Genomic DNA, 15,944 nt, shown 5'->3' on the forward strand with positions numbered 1-15,944 from the left:
TACTGCTAGTCTAAAAGCTGTGGCTACACCTAATCTTCTCAGATTTATGACAAATTTGAGAATTCTATGTCCAAGCAGATTCAACATTTTGACTTGAGACATCTCTTACTGTTTGTCCTAATGCAGCACGTTGAACTACTTGAACTCCTGCCTGTTTCAATAGACGCTCACAAGCTATTAAAGAATTGCCTGAAGTTGTAACGTCATCAAGAAGTAATACTTCTCGATTCCCGATTATTTGCAAACTTTTTACTCCAATCGAATTAAGATGAACATCAAGACTTCGATTGCCCCCAGATGAAAGCTTGTCAATTGTAGTGTGACGAATCAAACAAGATGTAGCATCAATTCGACCGAATTTAGCTAGTTCTTGAGCTAGTCGCCGTATGCCCGAATCTACTTTCTCAGAATTGTGCGACGGCACAACAGCGATCGCAAAATTTTGAGAGAGCAGGCCATTGACATGATTAAAGAAAAAATCGATTGACCCTGGTCTATTTTCCTTAATGTCAAGAATTCGCCCACTCCACTTATCGAAGTTAGGATTTTTAGTGCCATCACTTAGCTTATGTGGGTGATAGTTTCCGAAAGAAATAGTTGAGTCCAAATCGTTATAAGCTGGATTTAGAAAAATCATGCTGGCTTATCTCCTTTGTAATTTTTTTCCCATTTGCAAAGTATATGAAATGGGCTTGTCGCTCATTTCAGTATTTTGTCCATTGCAGACATTACTTCTAGTTCACTTAAGAACTACGGATTAGGTTCTGAATGAAATCTGTTCTCTTACCAATTCAGCCCTACCTTTGTATAATAAGCTTCAAAAGCCTTAAAGAAAGGAGGCTAAATTATTATGGACAAACCAATGTTGCATGATCATTAGCAACAAAACGGATCACAGAAATAACATTCAATGCCTTAAGCACGTGAAGTTAGTTTGAAGCTGGAACTTATCCTCCAAATTCAAAAGTAGTTTCTGACATTCAATACGCTTTAATTTTTGAAAGTTACATAAGGCTTATTTTCTTACACTTAAAATATTTACTTGCCTCTCTGCCGTCTCTGAAAATCCCAAGGCTTTTCATGATTACCCTTCCACACACCAAGCTTTTTAGACTTAGCAAGTCCCTCTGACGTTTCCAGCGCTTGTTGATCGCTACAGTTCCGGGAATATCGAGCGTAGTGATAAGCCATCCCAGATCGAACCATCTCCCCATTCACGAAGAATTCCTCATCTGGGTTGCGACTCGCCTTATTTCGCACAAAGAGATCTCCCACGATGCGACCAAAGCGATCGCGCTCTGTCTCAACCAAAATCACATCATTACCAGCCTGCTGGATCAACTGCTGTAATTTAGCTTTCGACTCCATTCCCAGTGGTTGTGATTTCTCCGGTGCATCAATCCCGCAGAGTCTGACCATTTCGCCATTTGCAAGTTTGATTGTGTCGCCATCAAGAACTCGATCAGCTTTGAGATGCTTGCTCGATCGATCCGCATTAGGACGACTCACATAATTAGAATTCGCTTGATCGTAGTCTACACGGGCATTAGCGGAATCCTGTTGTTTATTCCATGCCATCACGCCAAGGACAGCGATCGCCACAAGGGGCAAGGAATTCATTAAAGCTTTACTGATTTTGCGTATTTTCACAGTTCTGCGATCTGGGCGTTGGTGAATATAGGTTTCAGGATTCCCAGTGATTCATGGGAAGGTTAACCTTACTCAGTTGATTCAAGTTCATGAACGTTAGAAAAATTGCAGCTCTAACAGGTCTCGCACTCTCGACATTGCCTGCTCTTGCTTCCGGTGCATCAGCGCAGATGTACAACGGGAACGACGTTTTCAAAGTCGAGCGCAACGGGCAGGCAATCGTCTACATTGGCGAACAAACTCCTGGTGCGGATGTGCCCGTTACTTTCATCGGTGCTGACCGAACTCGAAGAGTGAGCGCGAACGCTTGCGGACTCATTATTCTCCGAAGCTCTCCTACGGCTCCGTTATCTGGCTTGAAATCGGTGGATGGCGTGACGATCAATCAAGCAACGCTTCCGACTCGTCTGATTCCTCGTTGTCTAGATGGGACATTGGAAGAACCACGCACCGCAGATTTCAAAACGGCAACCGGAGATGTCGTAATTGTCAAGACTCCCAACACTTCCTACAACGCAACCTATACGGCTGATGTAATCCGGAATATTCGGGCTAACGCTTGCGGATTTGCTACTCTGCGCGGAAGTACCAGCGCCCCATTGATGGGAACAACCCAAGTGAAAATTGGCAACGATACACCCACCACAATCAGCGCAATTCCGATCACGATGAATGAGCCGATTTGCAGAAATGGCACGTTGTTTACTCCAACCGGAATGAGCCAATAACTTGATTCGTTGCTTTTCATCTCTGCCCCTGTTGCCAGGGGTTTCTTTTTTTGTGAGGAACTATGAAACGATGGCTTAAATTTGCAGCGATCGCGCTCTCAATTACAGCGTTGATTACGACTGCCACACCCGCCCAAGCATCTCAGCAAGGACGAATTTACAAAGACCAATCCGGCGCAATTTTCATCTATGGCTTACAACCAGGACAGCAAATCGAAACAGGTCGAGACTTTCCCCCGGCACGATTCATCACCTCAAATGCTTGTGGCTTGCTCACAGTCCGTCGCTCTAAAACTCAAGCAGTCGGACGGATTCGAGTGGAAGGGCAAGTTTTGAGTGATGCCACTCTACCGACGCAGCTCCTACCCAGTTGCAAGGATGGGCAGTTGGCAGAACCACGATCGCAACCGTTTAGGACTGCCGCGGGTGATGTCGTTATCCCACTTGCACCGAATCGCCGCTATCAGGTTTCAATGCTCGATCGCCGTTCACTCAGAAGCATTAAAGCGAACGCCTGTGGATTTGTGAGGCTTCCGAGCGATTCTTTGGGCAGTCAGCCTTTACTACCAACGACATCTGGCACAGTGGCGCGATTTGCGATCGCAGACTTGCCTACTGGGGAGCAGATTCTCTGTCAGCGTCGGCAGTTCTACAGACCTGGGAGCTTCCCGCCCCCACTCGCTTCAGCAATGAGCAATCAAACGATTGTCGATGATGGAGGAACCGCAGGAAGTGGAGGAACCGCAGGAAGTGGAGGAACCGCAGGAGGAGGACAGACACCACCACCGCAAAACACACCACCAACAATTAGCGGGATTCCAGATCGAATCGAGCTAAGAGGCAATAGTAGTACGATTAGCTTTTCTGTATCTGATCCTAATGCGATCGTTTCTGTTCGATCGTTGAATCCTAGTGCAATTCAATCTGCTGTTTTGGGTGGCTCTGGTGCAAATCGCACACTAACAATTACACCTGTTAGCGGCTATCAGGGATCAGCCTCGATTGAAATTACTGCCACGAGCAACGGGGCAGCAAGCTCTAAGTTCATGCTCGTTTCGCTTGAAAGCGGTGTGTTCTTAACGTTTTGTCGAACTCCAAACGGATTTCGTGCAGATACTCTAAGTCCTAATCGAAGCTACATACTTGGTTTTGATGATTGGTCAGACTCTTATTCTGGAGTTGCAGATAGTTCCGGTACTGTTGAGTTTAATGTCAACCCTGCGCCTGATAACGAGTGGTCTGACGGTGATCGAAACATCTATGTTTTCAATCAGAACTATGACATAGTTCGACAAGCTCCATTGCCAACAGTTGGAAACTGTTAAGTCTTGAGGAGTTTTGAACGATGAGAAAATTAGCGGCGATCGCTACTTTCACAGCAATGAGTTTGTTTGCTGCTCCAACCTTGGCGACTGAACAAGGGAGAATTTTCAAGGATAAATCGGGGACTGTCTTCATTTATGGGCTACAACCTTTCCAGCAGGTGCAAGCTTCACGCGATGAAACAGCAATGAAAACATTAAGCCCGAACGCTTGCGGTTTGCTAATCATTCGAGATGTGACCCATACGATCGCAGTCGAAGATATCGGCATCAATCCGGCTCAGTTACCTGTGGAACTTTTGCCACCTTGCCGAAATGGTCAGTTAGCAGAATCGCGACCTCTACTGTTCAAAACTCCAGATGGCATTGTCGTATTACCCAAACCTGTGAATCGCTGGTATAACGTCATTTACTTGAATCAGCGACACCAGAGGAATCTAAAAGCAAATGCCTGTGGCTTCATCCGGCTATCCGGTACAAGCTTGGGTGCAAAGCCACTATTACCCACGATCAACGGCAAGATTGCCAGATTTGCGATCGCGGATTTGCCCACGTCAGAACGGCTTCTCTGCCAGAGAGGACAACTCTACAAAGCTGCGAGTTTTCCGCCCCCGTTAGCGACTCCAATGAGCAATCAAGCGATTGTCGATACACCTCCACCCCCACAGCCACCCACAATTACGGTCGGTGCAACGAGTTCACCGTGGAATCTGGTATCGGGACTAGGAGAGAGGAAGATTCCTTTTACGATCGCTGATCCAGATACACCCCTGGCTTACCTCACCGTTTCAACCAATGCGAATAAGCTCCTTCCTGCCGTGTTTGAATCCGCAACTCTAAGCGGCACTGGCACAAATCGGACACTGACAATCAAGCCCAAAGATGTGAATGCAAATAGTCTGATTCAAATTAGTGTGAGCGATGGAACTCATACAACTTCAGCCACATTCACGATCTCAATGCAAGCTACACCTGCCCCTGTAGGCTCACAATGCAGAAACGCGAATGGAACCGTGACTGTGAGGCAGTTAAAACCATCGACGCAATACGCTCTAAGATTCGTATCCAGCACTTTATTCACGCTTCGGACGACTAGCAACGCTCAAGGACAGGTGACATTCACAAACAACTATCCAGCAAATATGATCGGCTATCTCACTCTGACCACAAATACTGAACCGATTCGATCATTCATGCCGTCCCAGCTTCCAAGATGCTAATTCTCACCCGCCCCTAGAACAATCAATTTGATTTTCATCATCTGCGATCGCAGTCTTGCCCATTCCCGAAAGGTCTGGGCTTTTTGTTTGTCTAATGCGTTCAGATTGCCTAAGAACTGCGTCGTTTCTCCATTCCCTAATCTGTAGTCAAGTTCAATCAATCGATGCTGTAGAGCCTGTCTGCGAGCGATTTCCTGAGAGATTTGGAATTCACGACGAGTCTGATCGAAGTCGAGAACCTGAAGGATGACAGTCTCACGCAGTTTCGCCGCAATTTCACCCCGCTTATTTTGAATCTCGGCAAGTTTCACCTGCAAATCTCCGATCGCGATCGCCCGACTCTGAGCGGCTGAATCTCCCCCAGTTGCGTTTCTGAACAGTGGCACACCGACAAGCGAGAGAATTTCATTCACCGAACTGAGCGTGTTACCGAAGAACAAATCGCCAATTCGATTGATTAAGCCTCGTTTCCTCGCTGGCTGACCCGCGACGGTCGGAACCTCCTCGACTTTGAGCCAGGACTGCACCAAGGGTTCAAACACTCCTAATCGAACCGTGGCTTGGTTGTTTCGTTTCGCCTCATCGACTTTTTGTTCGATCACTTGCACCCGTTCATCGATCGCTTTGAGTTCCGGGGAAGACTCGATCGCTTTTTGCTGCAATTGCTGGATGCAGGAATTCGACATATCCAGGCAGGGTAAATCGCCCAGTATCCCTTTCCACAAGTCATCATTAATTCGCATCTGAATTAGGCGATCAAGGGAGTCTCCAGCCGGATTTAGCGGGTTCTCATCGGCTTTGAGTGCATCGGGGTCTTCAGTCTTTTTCTCGCTCGACTCTTCTGGCTCTGACTCTTCATCGCTCAGAATTTGGGGATTGGAAGGGGAGCGTTTCTGGCTTTGTGTCGTCTGAATTGCCGGAACTGATTTGCTTTGAGCGAGGGACGTTTCGCAGATCACCGACAATAAGAGTAAGTTCAACAGTGAGAATTTGATTATTCTGACCTTTCCATCGAACCCGTTGAACTTTGGCATTGTAGGCACTCTTGACGATCGATAAGTTTGTAAGCTGTGTTTCTAAGTTCTGTAACTGCACATTCACTTGAGCGAGTTGGAATGTGCGATCGCGCTCTTGCTGCTCGTATTCCTGTAACTGCCTCTGATATTCTTGCTGCTGCCGTTCAATATCGATGCTGCGTTTGCTGACTTCCAATGAGTGTTCGTACTGCCGATATTGGTAGTTTTCCTTAGCTCGATCAAGTTTTGCCCGTGAGAGTTCTAATTCAGCCTTGGCTTGTTTAACATCCCGCTCTCGTTGCCGTAACTTCTCCTGTTCGTGAGGCAGAGTGCTAGGGGGAAGTTCATTCGGATTCATGCCCTGCAACAAATCAATCTTGCGCTGCTGTCGGCTCCATTCCTGCTCGACTTGCTGAAGGATGACTTGCTTGCGATCGATTTCTGCCTCTTCCTCTAGAAACGATGGCGTTGGAAGGTTGGCGATATCTGACGCGGATTTAGGCGGAAGGGGTTTGATTAGCGCTTGTTTGAGTCGATCGAGTTGGATCAAGACTTGGGCTTTCTGCGCTTCTAATCGTTGTCTTTCACGAGTGCGATCGCTCAATACTTGACCCATCACAACGACATCACCTTCACGGACTTTCAAATCCTCTGGCGCAGATAGGCTCAATTCCAGGGTGAAGCGCTTTGTTCGGGTGTCGGGAGTGGGTGAAGCTGTGGGACTGGGGATGACAGAAGGGCTTGGGGTAGGCGTTGGGTTTTGTGCTTGCGCGGTACAGCTACAGAGGAGGAAACTGAGTAAGAATAAACGTTTCATGCGAACGAGGGCGATCACTTAAAGTAGTGTGCCCTCGGTAGTCCTGAACCTATTTGCGATCAAGCAAGGGTGCAGGTGGAAGAGACTGATGCCGGGGGTTGCCCTCTAATTGAAATTGAATTCCAGCAGGGGTAAGGTCGAGAGACACTTTGAAGGCGTAGCCTGCGATCGTTAATCCTGTACTCAAAGCGAGGATCGCCACAATCAGCCAGATTCGCGGGTCACGGGGTTGAGGAAATCGGGAATTCACGCTAAGATTCATGCAAAAGGACGGTCATTGAGACCGGACGAAATGACTAATTGAGCGGTTCACCCTAAGTCTTGCCGGACAGGTGAACTGCTTTTTAGTGTGACATAATTCTTGTAAAAATCAAGGCTAATTCTTAATTTTCTAGGTTCGTTCAGAGTTCGTTTAGAGTTCACTTGGACTCTCTGTTTCGTATTTCTCCGGAATGCCCGGGTTTTCTGGCGACCCTTCCGAACGTGTGCGGAGATTTGTGTGCACATTTCGAGAATCAACCTAATTTACAGATTCTCAGAATCAAGACAGCGCAAACCTTTGTACATTTATACAAAGGTTTCACTTGATTGATTAAAACGTCAATTGAAAAGCTATACGATTGCAGATCGCAGATTGCAGATTGCATCAACAATTCAAAATCCCAATAAATTTATTGCGTACAAACTGGTTTTGTTTATATTAAAAAAATTATAAAAATGCTCTTAGTTACTAAAACTATAAAAATTGTTTTTTCTAATAAAACTATTGTGGTCTAGGGCTAATCACTTTCAATGTCAGTGTTCCTGTTCCGTACTGGTCGGTCATTTCGCCTAGAACCTGTTCCACCAGATGAAAGGAATAATTCACGCTTGTTCCTGCCGTTTGTGCAGATATATAACGATTTGGCACAACTGGGAGCCGAACATTTTCAGGCAGGTCAACGGAGATCGAACCGCTCACAAGAATTAACGCATTCGGATAAGTTCCAGCAATTTCTGAGAGCTTTTGTACTATTGGCTCATCTACAAGTGAAACGCTCTGAATCTGCGTAGTGGCTGAACTTCCAACCGCAGGCGCAATTCGTTCTGTTAAAATCTGCTGTCCTGTTTTGTAGATGCCTCTGGAATCGAGCAGGATGAATTGATCACCTTCATTCGCAACGATAAAATAGCGCCCGTCTGCACGAGTACGATCGCTACTCCAAATCCCTTTTACGTCCGCCCAAACGTGATGAGTCGGGGATTTCTTGTTGTAAACCTCGATCGCTCCATCCGTCATGCCCAGAGCGGTTGTGATCTGCTGGGTGAGTCCGCCACTGCTTCCAAGGTGTAACCCCACAACGAGAAGCGCGATCGCAGTCACCAACACCCAATACTCGCTCGGTTCCCCGGTCGTGATTCTGCGCTTCGGATTGCTCACACTCCAGCACCAAGCAGGGATGGGATAGAACCACTGAACGCCCTTGACGGTGAAGCAGTCAGCAATGCAGGTTAGCAGGTGTCCGAGTGGCAGAGCAGACCAGATGAGGAGATTGTTAGCGAAGTAGCCGATGGGGAGTGCGATCGCGCAAAGTAATCCAGTCGCTAACAGACTGTGCGTGATCGTCCGATGCGGGAATCTTGCCTCCAGCCATCGACTGACCGGAAAGAAAATTTGCCCGATGTAACTTGTGCTGGTGTCCAAGTCTGGAAGCTGCGACCCGATTAGCGATAGGAAGAGTGCTAGGGGGTCAGCGGTTCCGAGAATTAGGGAAGTGCCTGCGGTTGCGATCGCGGCATGGGTGACGGACATCATAGAGTGCAAGAGTTCTGAAACTTACTGCTATGTTGCCCTTAATATCTGCATTTCAATGTCTATGATTCTTGTTCGGACAGTAAGGCAAGCTTCTTCTCGAACTCAGTATCAAATTGTGCTTCTTTCCAGTTGTTGGCAAGTATGATTTCATCTGGATCTAATCCAGTTACACATATAAAGTTCGTTTTATTATTAAATGTTGCTCCACCGAATTTCGCTCCATCAAGCTGTGCACAGCAAAAAATTGTTCCATTAAGTTTTGCTCCTCGAAAATCTGCTCCTCTTAAATCTGCACCATCCAAATTTGACTGACGCAAATCTGATCCTTTAAAGATTGCATCACTCATCTTTGCATTAGTTAATACAGTTAAGTACATCTCTACTGCTGACAAATCCTCTCCCTTTAGAACTGCGGATGTCAGGTCTGCCATGAATAAATCTGCTCCTTGCCAGATTACTGATTTAAATTCGGTTCCACTCATCGTTGCTCCATGTAGTCTCGCGCCACGCAGATTCACCTTACGTAGATAAGCTTGACTCAATTTAGCTTCACTCAAATTTGCTTCGCTCAGATCCACCTCATTCAGCTTGACTTCACGCAAGTCTGCTTTGACTAGATGTGCATTTCTCAAGTTTGACTGTTTATCTAAAGTTCCTTGTAGAACAACTCCTACTAGATAAACGTTGTATAAATTGATTGGCTCCTCACCATCTTCCACATCCCTTCGTCCTATAACAGTCAATACAGCTTGAACATCTTTTGTAACTCGAACTATTGAAGTTTCTGGTATAGGCGCTGTCTGCTCGGTACCATTAGAGTCACTCGCCCTTAACCGAGGTGACCTCTCCTGAATAAAGGATATTAAGATCTCTATGATTGTCCAGCGATCTTTCCCTGAATCTTTAGCAATTCGACCTAGTGAATAAATTGCTCCAAGTCGGACTTCAAACTTATCACTGCCTAACTGAGTAATTGCTTGAGTAAATCGCTCTGTAACCTGCTTCTCCTGTATAGCTTCCAAGTTTTTTTGAGCTATTTCCTGTGTAGCTTCTAAGTCTTTTTGAGCTAATTCAACACTTTTTTGGGTCGATCTTAAATTCTGTATTGACACCCAAGCAGTTACCAATAAAAGCAGTCCACCGACTGCTTGAATCGCGCTTCCCGTGATCGAATTTTCTAGGGTGAGCCGATCCTTCTCCAGCGAAATCAAGTCCTTTTCCAGAGAGAGCTTATCTTTCGCAAATTTATCTTTATCAAGCGCATCAATTTGTTTTTGCAACAATTGGCTCTGCTGTCGGAGGTTGCTTACTTTTTCATACTGAATGTTGTACCAGTCACCTCCCAAAAATAATCCTAAGACTCCGCCCAAAATTGCGACACTAAACCACTTGTGATTCCGTACCCAGTCTAAATATTGACCCATCTATGAGCAATCCTTTCAGCCACCCCATATCGAATACAGTGGTAGATTCGCACAAATCGGAATACGTAAATCTTGAGTTTATGACATTACTGCTCAACTCTCTCCAATTGACGCTCCAACAATTCAAGAATCTCAGTCCTAACCGACTCCGGTAGCTTCTCCCACCGATCGCTATTCGCAAACAGCACGACAACGCGATCGGCAAAGACTGCAAAATCCTCAAATCCATACTCATCAAACTTCTTCAGCAACAAATCCAACGTTTTCATTGCCCCAACTTCCTCCTCGTCCCCGAAACTCTACCCAACTGCTTCAACGCCATTCCCACGGTCAAACACACTCCACCAGCAATGTAGAGTCCCTTATTGTTGGTTCCCAGTCCCACAAATCGCACCACTGCAAATGAGAACAATGCAGCGACCAGAATCGGCATAATCACAATTCCCTGAGTGTGTTCCACTTTGTCTTGCTTCATGCCCAACTTCTCGCGTTGGATCACCTTCCGCGCAATCATCGGGTTTCGTCCCGCAAGTGGCTGCAATTCCGCAATTCTAGACTGATCAATCTGTAAACCGAGCCGTTGTGCCTCTGATGTCATCACATTACGAATATGAGCATCCGAAGGCAGTTCTAGCTCGACTTCCAGCATTCGGAGAAACACATCGCGACCGGGATTAATCGGACTGAAAGCAACAACTTTCACGCCGGATGAGATCGCATCTTCCAACCAATATCGAATACTCGCCGGAAGTCGTTTCGCTTCGGGCAGGATAAACAACCAATCCTCACAAGCATTCGAGAGAATCTCGTCCTTCATCTCCTCGACATTCATCGGCTTGAACTTACCTTCACCAACCTCGATTTCGGTCGGTACATCGACCTGTTCTGCCAGCGACTTGAAGAAGGTTTTCGTTGCACCTTTATAGGTTTCGGTGGCGCAGGTGAATTCACCCTCGAAACGATCACGAACTGCAACCGCGAGATCATCGACCCCTGATCCCGTCTCTCCAATGACAAGAACGCTGTGACCGGATTCGATCACAGCACACACCTTATTTAGAGCATCTTCATCTACGCCACTTGTCGGCTCTGGCGAATTTGGCTGAGTAGCTTGTCTGCGATCGCACTGGGGTGAAAATTTGGGCGAATTGCCTCCTCACTGCGTTCTACCTGTTTTCTGAGGTCATCGGGTAAGCCGTCCTTCGTCATGCGGTTGGCAACTTCTCGCACGATCGCGGGTCGCATCAGTAGCTCGGAGGTCTTCAGTTCTGCGGCTTCCCGGAAAATCTGCTTGCCCAAGTCGTTCTCGATCGTCGGCTCCTCCAGTGTCGGAATCGGTTCTGCCAGGTCGCCTCCTTCCACTGCTGCAAGATTGGCTGACTCTATCGGAGCAAGTTCGCCACCTTCACTATCAACAAATCCATCCATTTCGCCCGTTTCTCGAATGTGTTGATCGAGTCGCTTCATCCGATCAAATTGCGATTGGTCGAGGTAGGCTTTTCCTTTCGCATCCTTATGAGCTTTGATGCCCAAGAACTTAATTCGCTCGTAGTAAGCGGCAGATTTAATATCAAATTCTCGTTGAACTTCGTCCGGTCGGTACTGCATCTCAGTGGTGAAATTCTGGTCAACAGCGGCGGAATTCTGGTCAGTCATAGCGGAAAACTTTTGAATCAACTGCACATATTATGCGAACTTCGTAGAAATTTTTCTGTCCGAGACTTCACCGGAATTCCGGTCAGCCACCGTAAAGAGTTGATGAAGACCGGAAATCCACAGTCATCAGAATTGAGCGGAGAAAGGTCGATCTTTCCACAATGAAGCTATTCACATGAATCCAGCTTATCTATCAGGAGCTTGTCAGATTCTGCCGATTATTCCTAACATCCTCTTCACCAACTGGAGCGATCAGAACTGGCATCCAGACGATGAGAAGTGCCGATAAGAAAATTGCCGTCGAGGGATTCATCTTCGCGCTCTTGATGAAATAACGCTGCTCTCTATCAACCAACCGAGACTCAATCTCGCCTGAGACGTGAAGATTTCGGGTCTGTCGCCGCACCTGTTCATAAGTGAGACCGGAGCGTTCAACTAACTCGTTGCGGGTGAGTCCGTCTGTCTCGGTGAGAACTGCCAGAATGCGCGATCTCGTTTTCTTGCCCTGTTTAGTTTGTTCGTGTATCGACAGCATGAAGTAGTACAAAACTGTTGCTGTCAGATTGCCCGATGGAAGGAAAGAGATCGACAAAAAAGAGTTAGTTTCTCCGTTTGAGAGAACCGTCTTTGTTGAATTTGTCGCAGTCGCGATTGCTCTTCGTCCCACCCGGCATCGTAGTCTCACACAAGTAGGATTTTCTTAACTGTGTATCACTTAATTGTTTGGCATCTAATTTAGCGTTCTTTAAATTTGCGTAGCCCAAATTTGCATTTGTTAAGTCAGTACTTCGTAAGTCAACACCTCGTAAGTCGGAAAAGCTCAGATTAGCGCCACTAAGCTCAGCCGTCTTTAGAGATGAATTCTGCAAATCAGCAAATCGCAAATCAGCACTACGCAGGTCAGCACGTCTTAGCGAGAGGACTGATCCCTTGCCTGCTCGACTAGAAGAATCGATAAGCTGTGCCTCATGCAAAAATTTCAGCAGTATACCTTTCCGCTCTTCATCTAGTTCTCGCAGTGTAGAGAGTGTTCTAGCATTAGCAATACTGCGTACCTCACTCCCCTTCTTGGATTGAGCCAACCCTTCATCTGAAAGTAAGGTAGTCATGTGTTCAAAGTAGTTTTTCAGCACTTCTCCTTTGTAGCGGAGATCGGTAAGCGATTGGTCGTTTTTATAGCGGAGATCGGCGAGCGTTTGATCATTTTTGCGTCGAAGATCCTCGTTCTTTCGGTCTCTTTCTGCTGCTACCTCATTTAAGACATAACCACCAACTAATAGCGCTGTAGGAACAATAAGAAGTTGCATGATATCCCACAGTGTTTTTCCACGGAATCCAGTTGATTCCCATAGTCGTACAACAATGTGTTTCTGAACCTTACTCAAACTGGATGGATCATTACTAGTATTGCTCATCGGTGAGGATATCTCCCAAGACTTACTACTTAAAATACATGGAATTTTCCTTGTAAAAAATTAAGAATTTAAGAAATTAGGAGTAGGTATAGCGTCAGCTACATAATCGCTTTACAAGCGTTTTAAGCAGTGTCACGAGTAGCTATCACTTACGCTCATCTCTTCAATAGCCTGTTCAAGCATCGCCCGCATTTCCCCCAGCCCTCTGGAAACTGCCGACAAGCAATATACTCCACTCTTTTGCTCTCACACTGACAGGCTTCCGGTTTTGATGACACCCACTCGCGATCGCACTCCCGACAATGACAAAGAATGTTGTGTCGATCAGCTCCCTGAATCGCTGCCTCCCACTGACGCAGTTCCTCTGGTGTGAGTTGTCGCGGAATTTCTGACATCGTATGAGCCTCAAAGCTAATGGAAGATGCAGGTGTAGGAGCAGTTCTAACACTGCTTCTACACCTGCCTTAAACATTAAGCCGAAATTTAGGACTAACGGGCGCGATAGGTGCAAACTCGTCCGAGCATTTTCTGGGTTGCTTCAGATTGAGGTTTCATGAACGGACCGAAAACAGTCCCATCTGGACCAGCAACCTGAAAACGACCATCACAAGGAGTGTAAGCAAATGGGCGGTCTTTGCCGATTTGATAAACGAAAAAGTAACCCCTGCTGCGTTGATCCAAATTAATTGAATCCAAATTGAGGTAAACTTTCTCGCCAGTAGAAGCAACTCCTTGATACTCCCATCGTGCAGGAGCAGCGTTCACAGACACAGATGTAGAAGCAATTCCAAGCGTGGTAAGGACAGCGATCGTAGATGCCATTCGTTTTAGCATTATCTAAATCCTTTCACTGAGTGATTGACTTGTGCTGATTCTTGCAAGACTTGTAGCACCTTGTAAGCTTCACTCTAAAAGATTCTTATTTCGGAGATAAAAGTAGTTGAGACACAATTTCAGAATAAAGGAGTATGGGCACGATCAGGAGCGTCCTGTACATTGGAGAATTTTGAATCGTTCATCCTAGCGACAGCCTCAAGGTCAAAACGGGAGATCGTAGTCGGCTGCTCCTTCGTTAGAACCGTTCATAACTCTGAGCCATATTCGGAATCAAGAAGCAATAGATCAGCTATTTTAAGTTTCACTGCATTTCATCAGCATTTCCAAATGTCGATCGATTTCCTTCAACCGATCGCGTCGATACTTCTGTCGTTTCGCCTCCTGATGCTCCGGGCTACCCTCCTCACCGATATAGCAAGACTTGACCTTTCCCCTAGAACGTTTCGAGTCGAACATCGCCTGCGTACTCCGCCACCAAGCTTGTCGAAACTGGCGACCCTTCACCTTCCCAGTTTCAATCCAGCAATGTTCCGGTGCAATTGTCCCCTCTGCTCTGAGGGTGTCCCGTTCTATCTCCAGTCGTGCGATCGCATCCTGGATAATGTCCGCCTGATTGCCTTTCACTTTCACCCTGGCACGTTCTAGGGGAAGAATTCGATCTGGCGAAACGTCGGTCTGGTGCATCTCTCCAGCTTCAAGGTATCGAACTCGAACACAGCCGGAGTCATTTTGTACGATCACTAATCCAACCCGCACTTTTTGCGATCGCTCTCCTGTTGAAAATCGAATTGTTTTCGGTTCAATGTCGCACATTGCAAACCTCGAAGCTTTCAAATTGAGCAGGTCTGGAAATAGCGAAAGTTGTTCACCCTGATAAAAGCGTTTGACTTTTGGCATTTCGGTTTAACTGTCATTCACTTCATTGAGCTTCTCTAAGGGTTTCGCAATATGTAAACGAGCCTCCGAGCCAAAGAATTCAAGATTAAATGCAAGCTGATCGAGTAGAGCAGGTGGATTATTCCTCTCACTCTTCATATCCCCCCCCAATGTGTAAAATTTCCTTTCCTCACTGAGTTCTAGCGATTTTGGTGGATCTTCAGGATCAGGCTCAGAGATCGCTGTAATTGTCTCTGGCTGGGCTGTTTTACACGATCTTGATTGATAGTGGATGGGATGCCAGAGTTCGAGGTGGTTGTAGAGGGTTCGGGTACTGATTCCCTCAGCAGCAATTAATTTCGCTCTAGCAGTTGCAGTTGAGGGGAACTGCCCTTCCTGTTCCAAGCGAGAAACAACAGCCTTAATTCGTCTCTGAGCATCTTCTGAGCGCAGAACATTGAACGGGACAACCTTTTCACCTTCATCACCGTGGGCATTCCCTAATCGCTTCGGATCGCTCCCTAATGCCCAGTAGTAGTTCTCGGCTGACCTTGCCCAAACCGTCGATCGCATTCTGATCTCATGTTGGTGCTGACACCATTCCTCGTAGCCTGGTAAGTTCGTCGCAGTTTCTAGAACGTATTGAGCGAGGGCATCCCCTTTCAGTCCCTCAAAAACGACTCCATGACAAGCGATCGTCTTCAATAAGTGATTTGTTTGCCCGTAGCCAGTCCAACCCTCTTGAATCTCAGCCCGTAAGTCCTGGAGCCAGTCTTCGACGATCGTGGTGTGGCGCTTCCGTCGATTGCGGTTATTCGTTCGGGAGATCGCGATCGCACTCGTCAATTCAGAGAGATCCTGTCCCGCTGCCGCAATGTCCCACTGCTGAAAGAATTGTCCTAAATCGTGGCTAATTGGGTTGTAGTCGTCATCCAGCAGGCAAGACCCTGAATTGGGCTGCAAGGGTAGTCGGTGGGCGTTGTACTCGGTATAAGTGCCGGGGATGGCATAAGCCTTACAGTTCGGAAAAACTTCGAGTTGTCCTGGTGCGATCGTTAATCCCTGCGCTTCTAAACATTGCTTGATCGCCTGAGCTAATCCAAACGTTTGAACCGCATGAGGCAATGGAATGTAGAGGTGAAGTCCTTCTGACCAACTAGATCGAATAAGAATCGTGCGGCAAATCCC

The 15,944-nt window shown here is 46.7% G+C and carries 18 protein-coding genes and 1 pseudogene; 3 read left to right on the top strand and 16 right to left on the bottom strand.

What is annotated here, in order from left to right; genetic code table 11:
- Positions 1-64 precede the first annotated feature (64 nt).
- Positions 65-637 carry a hypothetical protein gene (locus tag NC980_RS21655; RefSeq protein WP_190375151.1) on the bottom strand — a complete coding sequence of 191 codons (573 nt, stop codon included), beginning with the start codon at positions 635-637 and terminating at the stop codon, positions 65-67.
- Between the two features lie 401 nt (positions 638-1,038).
- Positions 1,039-1,620 (bottom strand): thermonuclease family protein, encoded by a 582-nt coding sequence (locus NC980_RS21660; RefSeq protein ID WP_190375152.1) that lies wholly within the window; start codon positions 1,618-1,620, stop codon positions 1,039-1,041.
- Between the two features lie 119 nt (positions 1,621-1,739).
- Here NC980_RS21660 and NC980_RS21665 point away from each other — a divergent pair, with 119 nt between their 5' ends.
- The 3 genes from NC980_RS21665 (at position 1,740) to NC980_RS21675 (ending at position 4,920) form a co-directional block, all read left to right on the top strand.
- Positions 1,740-2,378 carry a hypothetical protein gene (locus NC980_RS21665; protein WP_190375153.1) on the top strand — a complete coding sequence of 213 codons (639 nt, stop codon included), beginning with the start codon at positions 1,740-1,742 and terminating at the stop codon, positions 2,376-2,378.
- Between the two features lie 62 nt (positions 2,379-2,440).
- Entirely contained in the window at positions 2,441-3,703 is a 1,263-nt protein-coding gene (locus NC980_RS21670; protein WP_190375154.1) for a hypothetical protein, read from the top strand.
- 20 nt (positions 3,704-3,723) lie between these two features.
- Positions 3,724-4,920, top strand: coding sequence for a hypothetical protein (locus tag NC980_RS21675; RefSeq protein ID WP_190375155.1), 1,197 nt, complete (start codon positions 3,724-3,726; stop codon positions 4,918-4,920).
- Here NC980_RS21675 and NC980_RS21680 read toward each other — a convergent pair.
- The 14 genes and pseudogenes from NC980_RS21680 to NC980_RS21745 form a co-directional block, all read right to left on the bottom strand.
- The gene (locus tag NC980_RS21680) at positions 4,917-5,879 is read right to left on the bottom strand and encodes a hypothetical protein (protein WP_190375156.1); all 963 of its coding nucleotides are present in this window, start codon (positions 5,877-5,879) and stop codon (positions 4,917-4,919) included. The genes NC980_RS21675 and NC980_RS21680 overlap by 4 nt on opposite strands.
- Complete coding sequence (locus NC980_RS21685; RefSeq protein WP_190375157.1) at positions 5,776-6,753, bottom strand: hypothetical protein; 978 nt, start codon at positions 6,751-6,753, stop codon at positions 5,776-5,778. Before NC980_RS21685 ends, NC980_RS21680 begins: the two co-directional genes overlap by 104 nt.
- Before the next feature lie 49 nt (positions 6,754-6,802).
- Positions 6,803-7,003: a hypothetical protein gene (locus NC980_RS21690; protein ID WP_190375158.1), complete on the bottom strand. Its 201-nt coding sequence runs from the start codon at positions 7,001-7,003 to the stop codon at positions 6,803-6,805.
- A gap of 513 nt (positions 7,004-7,516) precedes the next feature.
- Entirely contained in the window at positions 7,517-8,548 is a 1,032-nt protein-coding gene (locus tag NC980_RS21695) for a metal-dependent hydrolase (RefSeq protein ID WP_242026518.1), read from the bottom strand.
- A 59-nt stretch (positions 8,549-8,607) separates the two neighbouring features.
- Complete coding sequence (locus NC980_RS21700) at positions 8,608-9,972, bottom strand: pentapeptide repeat-containing protein (protein ID WP_190375159.1); 1,365 nt, start codon at positions 9,970-9,972, stop codon at positions 8,608-8,610.
- Positions 9,973-10,058: 86 nt separating this feature from the next.
- On the bottom strand, positions 10,059-10,241 hold the full coding sequence (locus NC980_RS21705; RefSeq protein ID WP_190375160.1) for a hypothetical protein: 183 nt from the start codon (positions 10,239-10,241) through the stop codon (positions 10,059-10,061).
- Positions 10,238-11,023, bottom strand: a complete 786-nt coding sequence (locus NC980_RS21710) for a hypothetical protein (RefSeq protein WP_348254069.1) — start codon at positions 11,021-11,023, stop codon at positions 10,238-10,240. Before NC980_RS21710 ends, NC980_RS21705 begins: the two co-directional genes overlap by 4 nt.
- A gap of 20 nt (positions 11,024-11,043) precedes the next feature.
- On the bottom strand, positions 11,044-11,628 hold the full coding sequence (locus tag NC980_RS21715) for a hypothetical protein (RefSeq protein ID WP_190375162.1): 585 nt from the start codon (positions 11,626-11,628) through the stop codon (positions 11,044-11,046).
- 193 nt (positions 11,629-11,821) lie between these two features.
- A complete protein-coding gene (locus NC980_RS21720; RefSeq protein WP_348254070.1) occupies positions 11,822-12,220 on the bottom strand; it encodes a hypothetical protein in 399 nt (132 codons plus the stop codon).
- Between the two features lie 7 nt (positions 12,221-12,227).
- Positions 12,228-13,043 carry a pentapeptide repeat-containing protein gene (locus NC980_RS21725; protein WP_190375164.1) on the bottom strand — a complete coding sequence of 272 codons (816 nt, stop codon included), beginning with the start codon at positions 13,041-13,043 and terminating at the stop codon, positions 12,228-12,230.
- Between the two features lie 155 nt (positions 13,044-13,198).
- Positions 13,199-13,438, bottom strand: coding sequence for a hypothetical protein (locus NC980_RS21730; protein WP_190375165.1), 240 nt, complete (start codon positions 13,436-13,438; stop codon positions 13,199-13,201).
- A 94-nt stretch (positions 13,439-13,532) separates the two neighbouring features.
- Positions 13,533-13,877 (bottom strand): hypothetical protein, encoded by a 345-nt coding sequence (locus NC980_RS21735; protein ID WP_190375166.1) that lies wholly within the window; start codon positions 13,875-13,877, stop codon positions 13,533-13,535.
- Positions 13,878-14,174: 297 nt separating this feature from the next.
- Positions 14,175-14,777: a hypothetical protein gene (locus NC980_RS21740; RefSeq protein ID WP_190375167.1), complete on the bottom strand. Its 603-nt coding sequence runs from the start codon at positions 14,775-14,777 to the stop codon at positions 14,175-14,177.
- A gap of 6 nt (positions 14,778-14,783) precedes the next feature.
- Positions 14,784-15,944: pseudogene (locus tag NC980_RS21745) on the bottom strand (hypothetical protein); the annotation flags it as partial.

The organism is Leptolyngbya sp. AS-A5, from assembly GCF_039962495.1.
Taxonomy (GTDB): Bacteria; Cyanobacteriota; Cyanobacteriia; order Leptolyngbyales; family Leptolyngbyaceae; genus Leptolyngbya.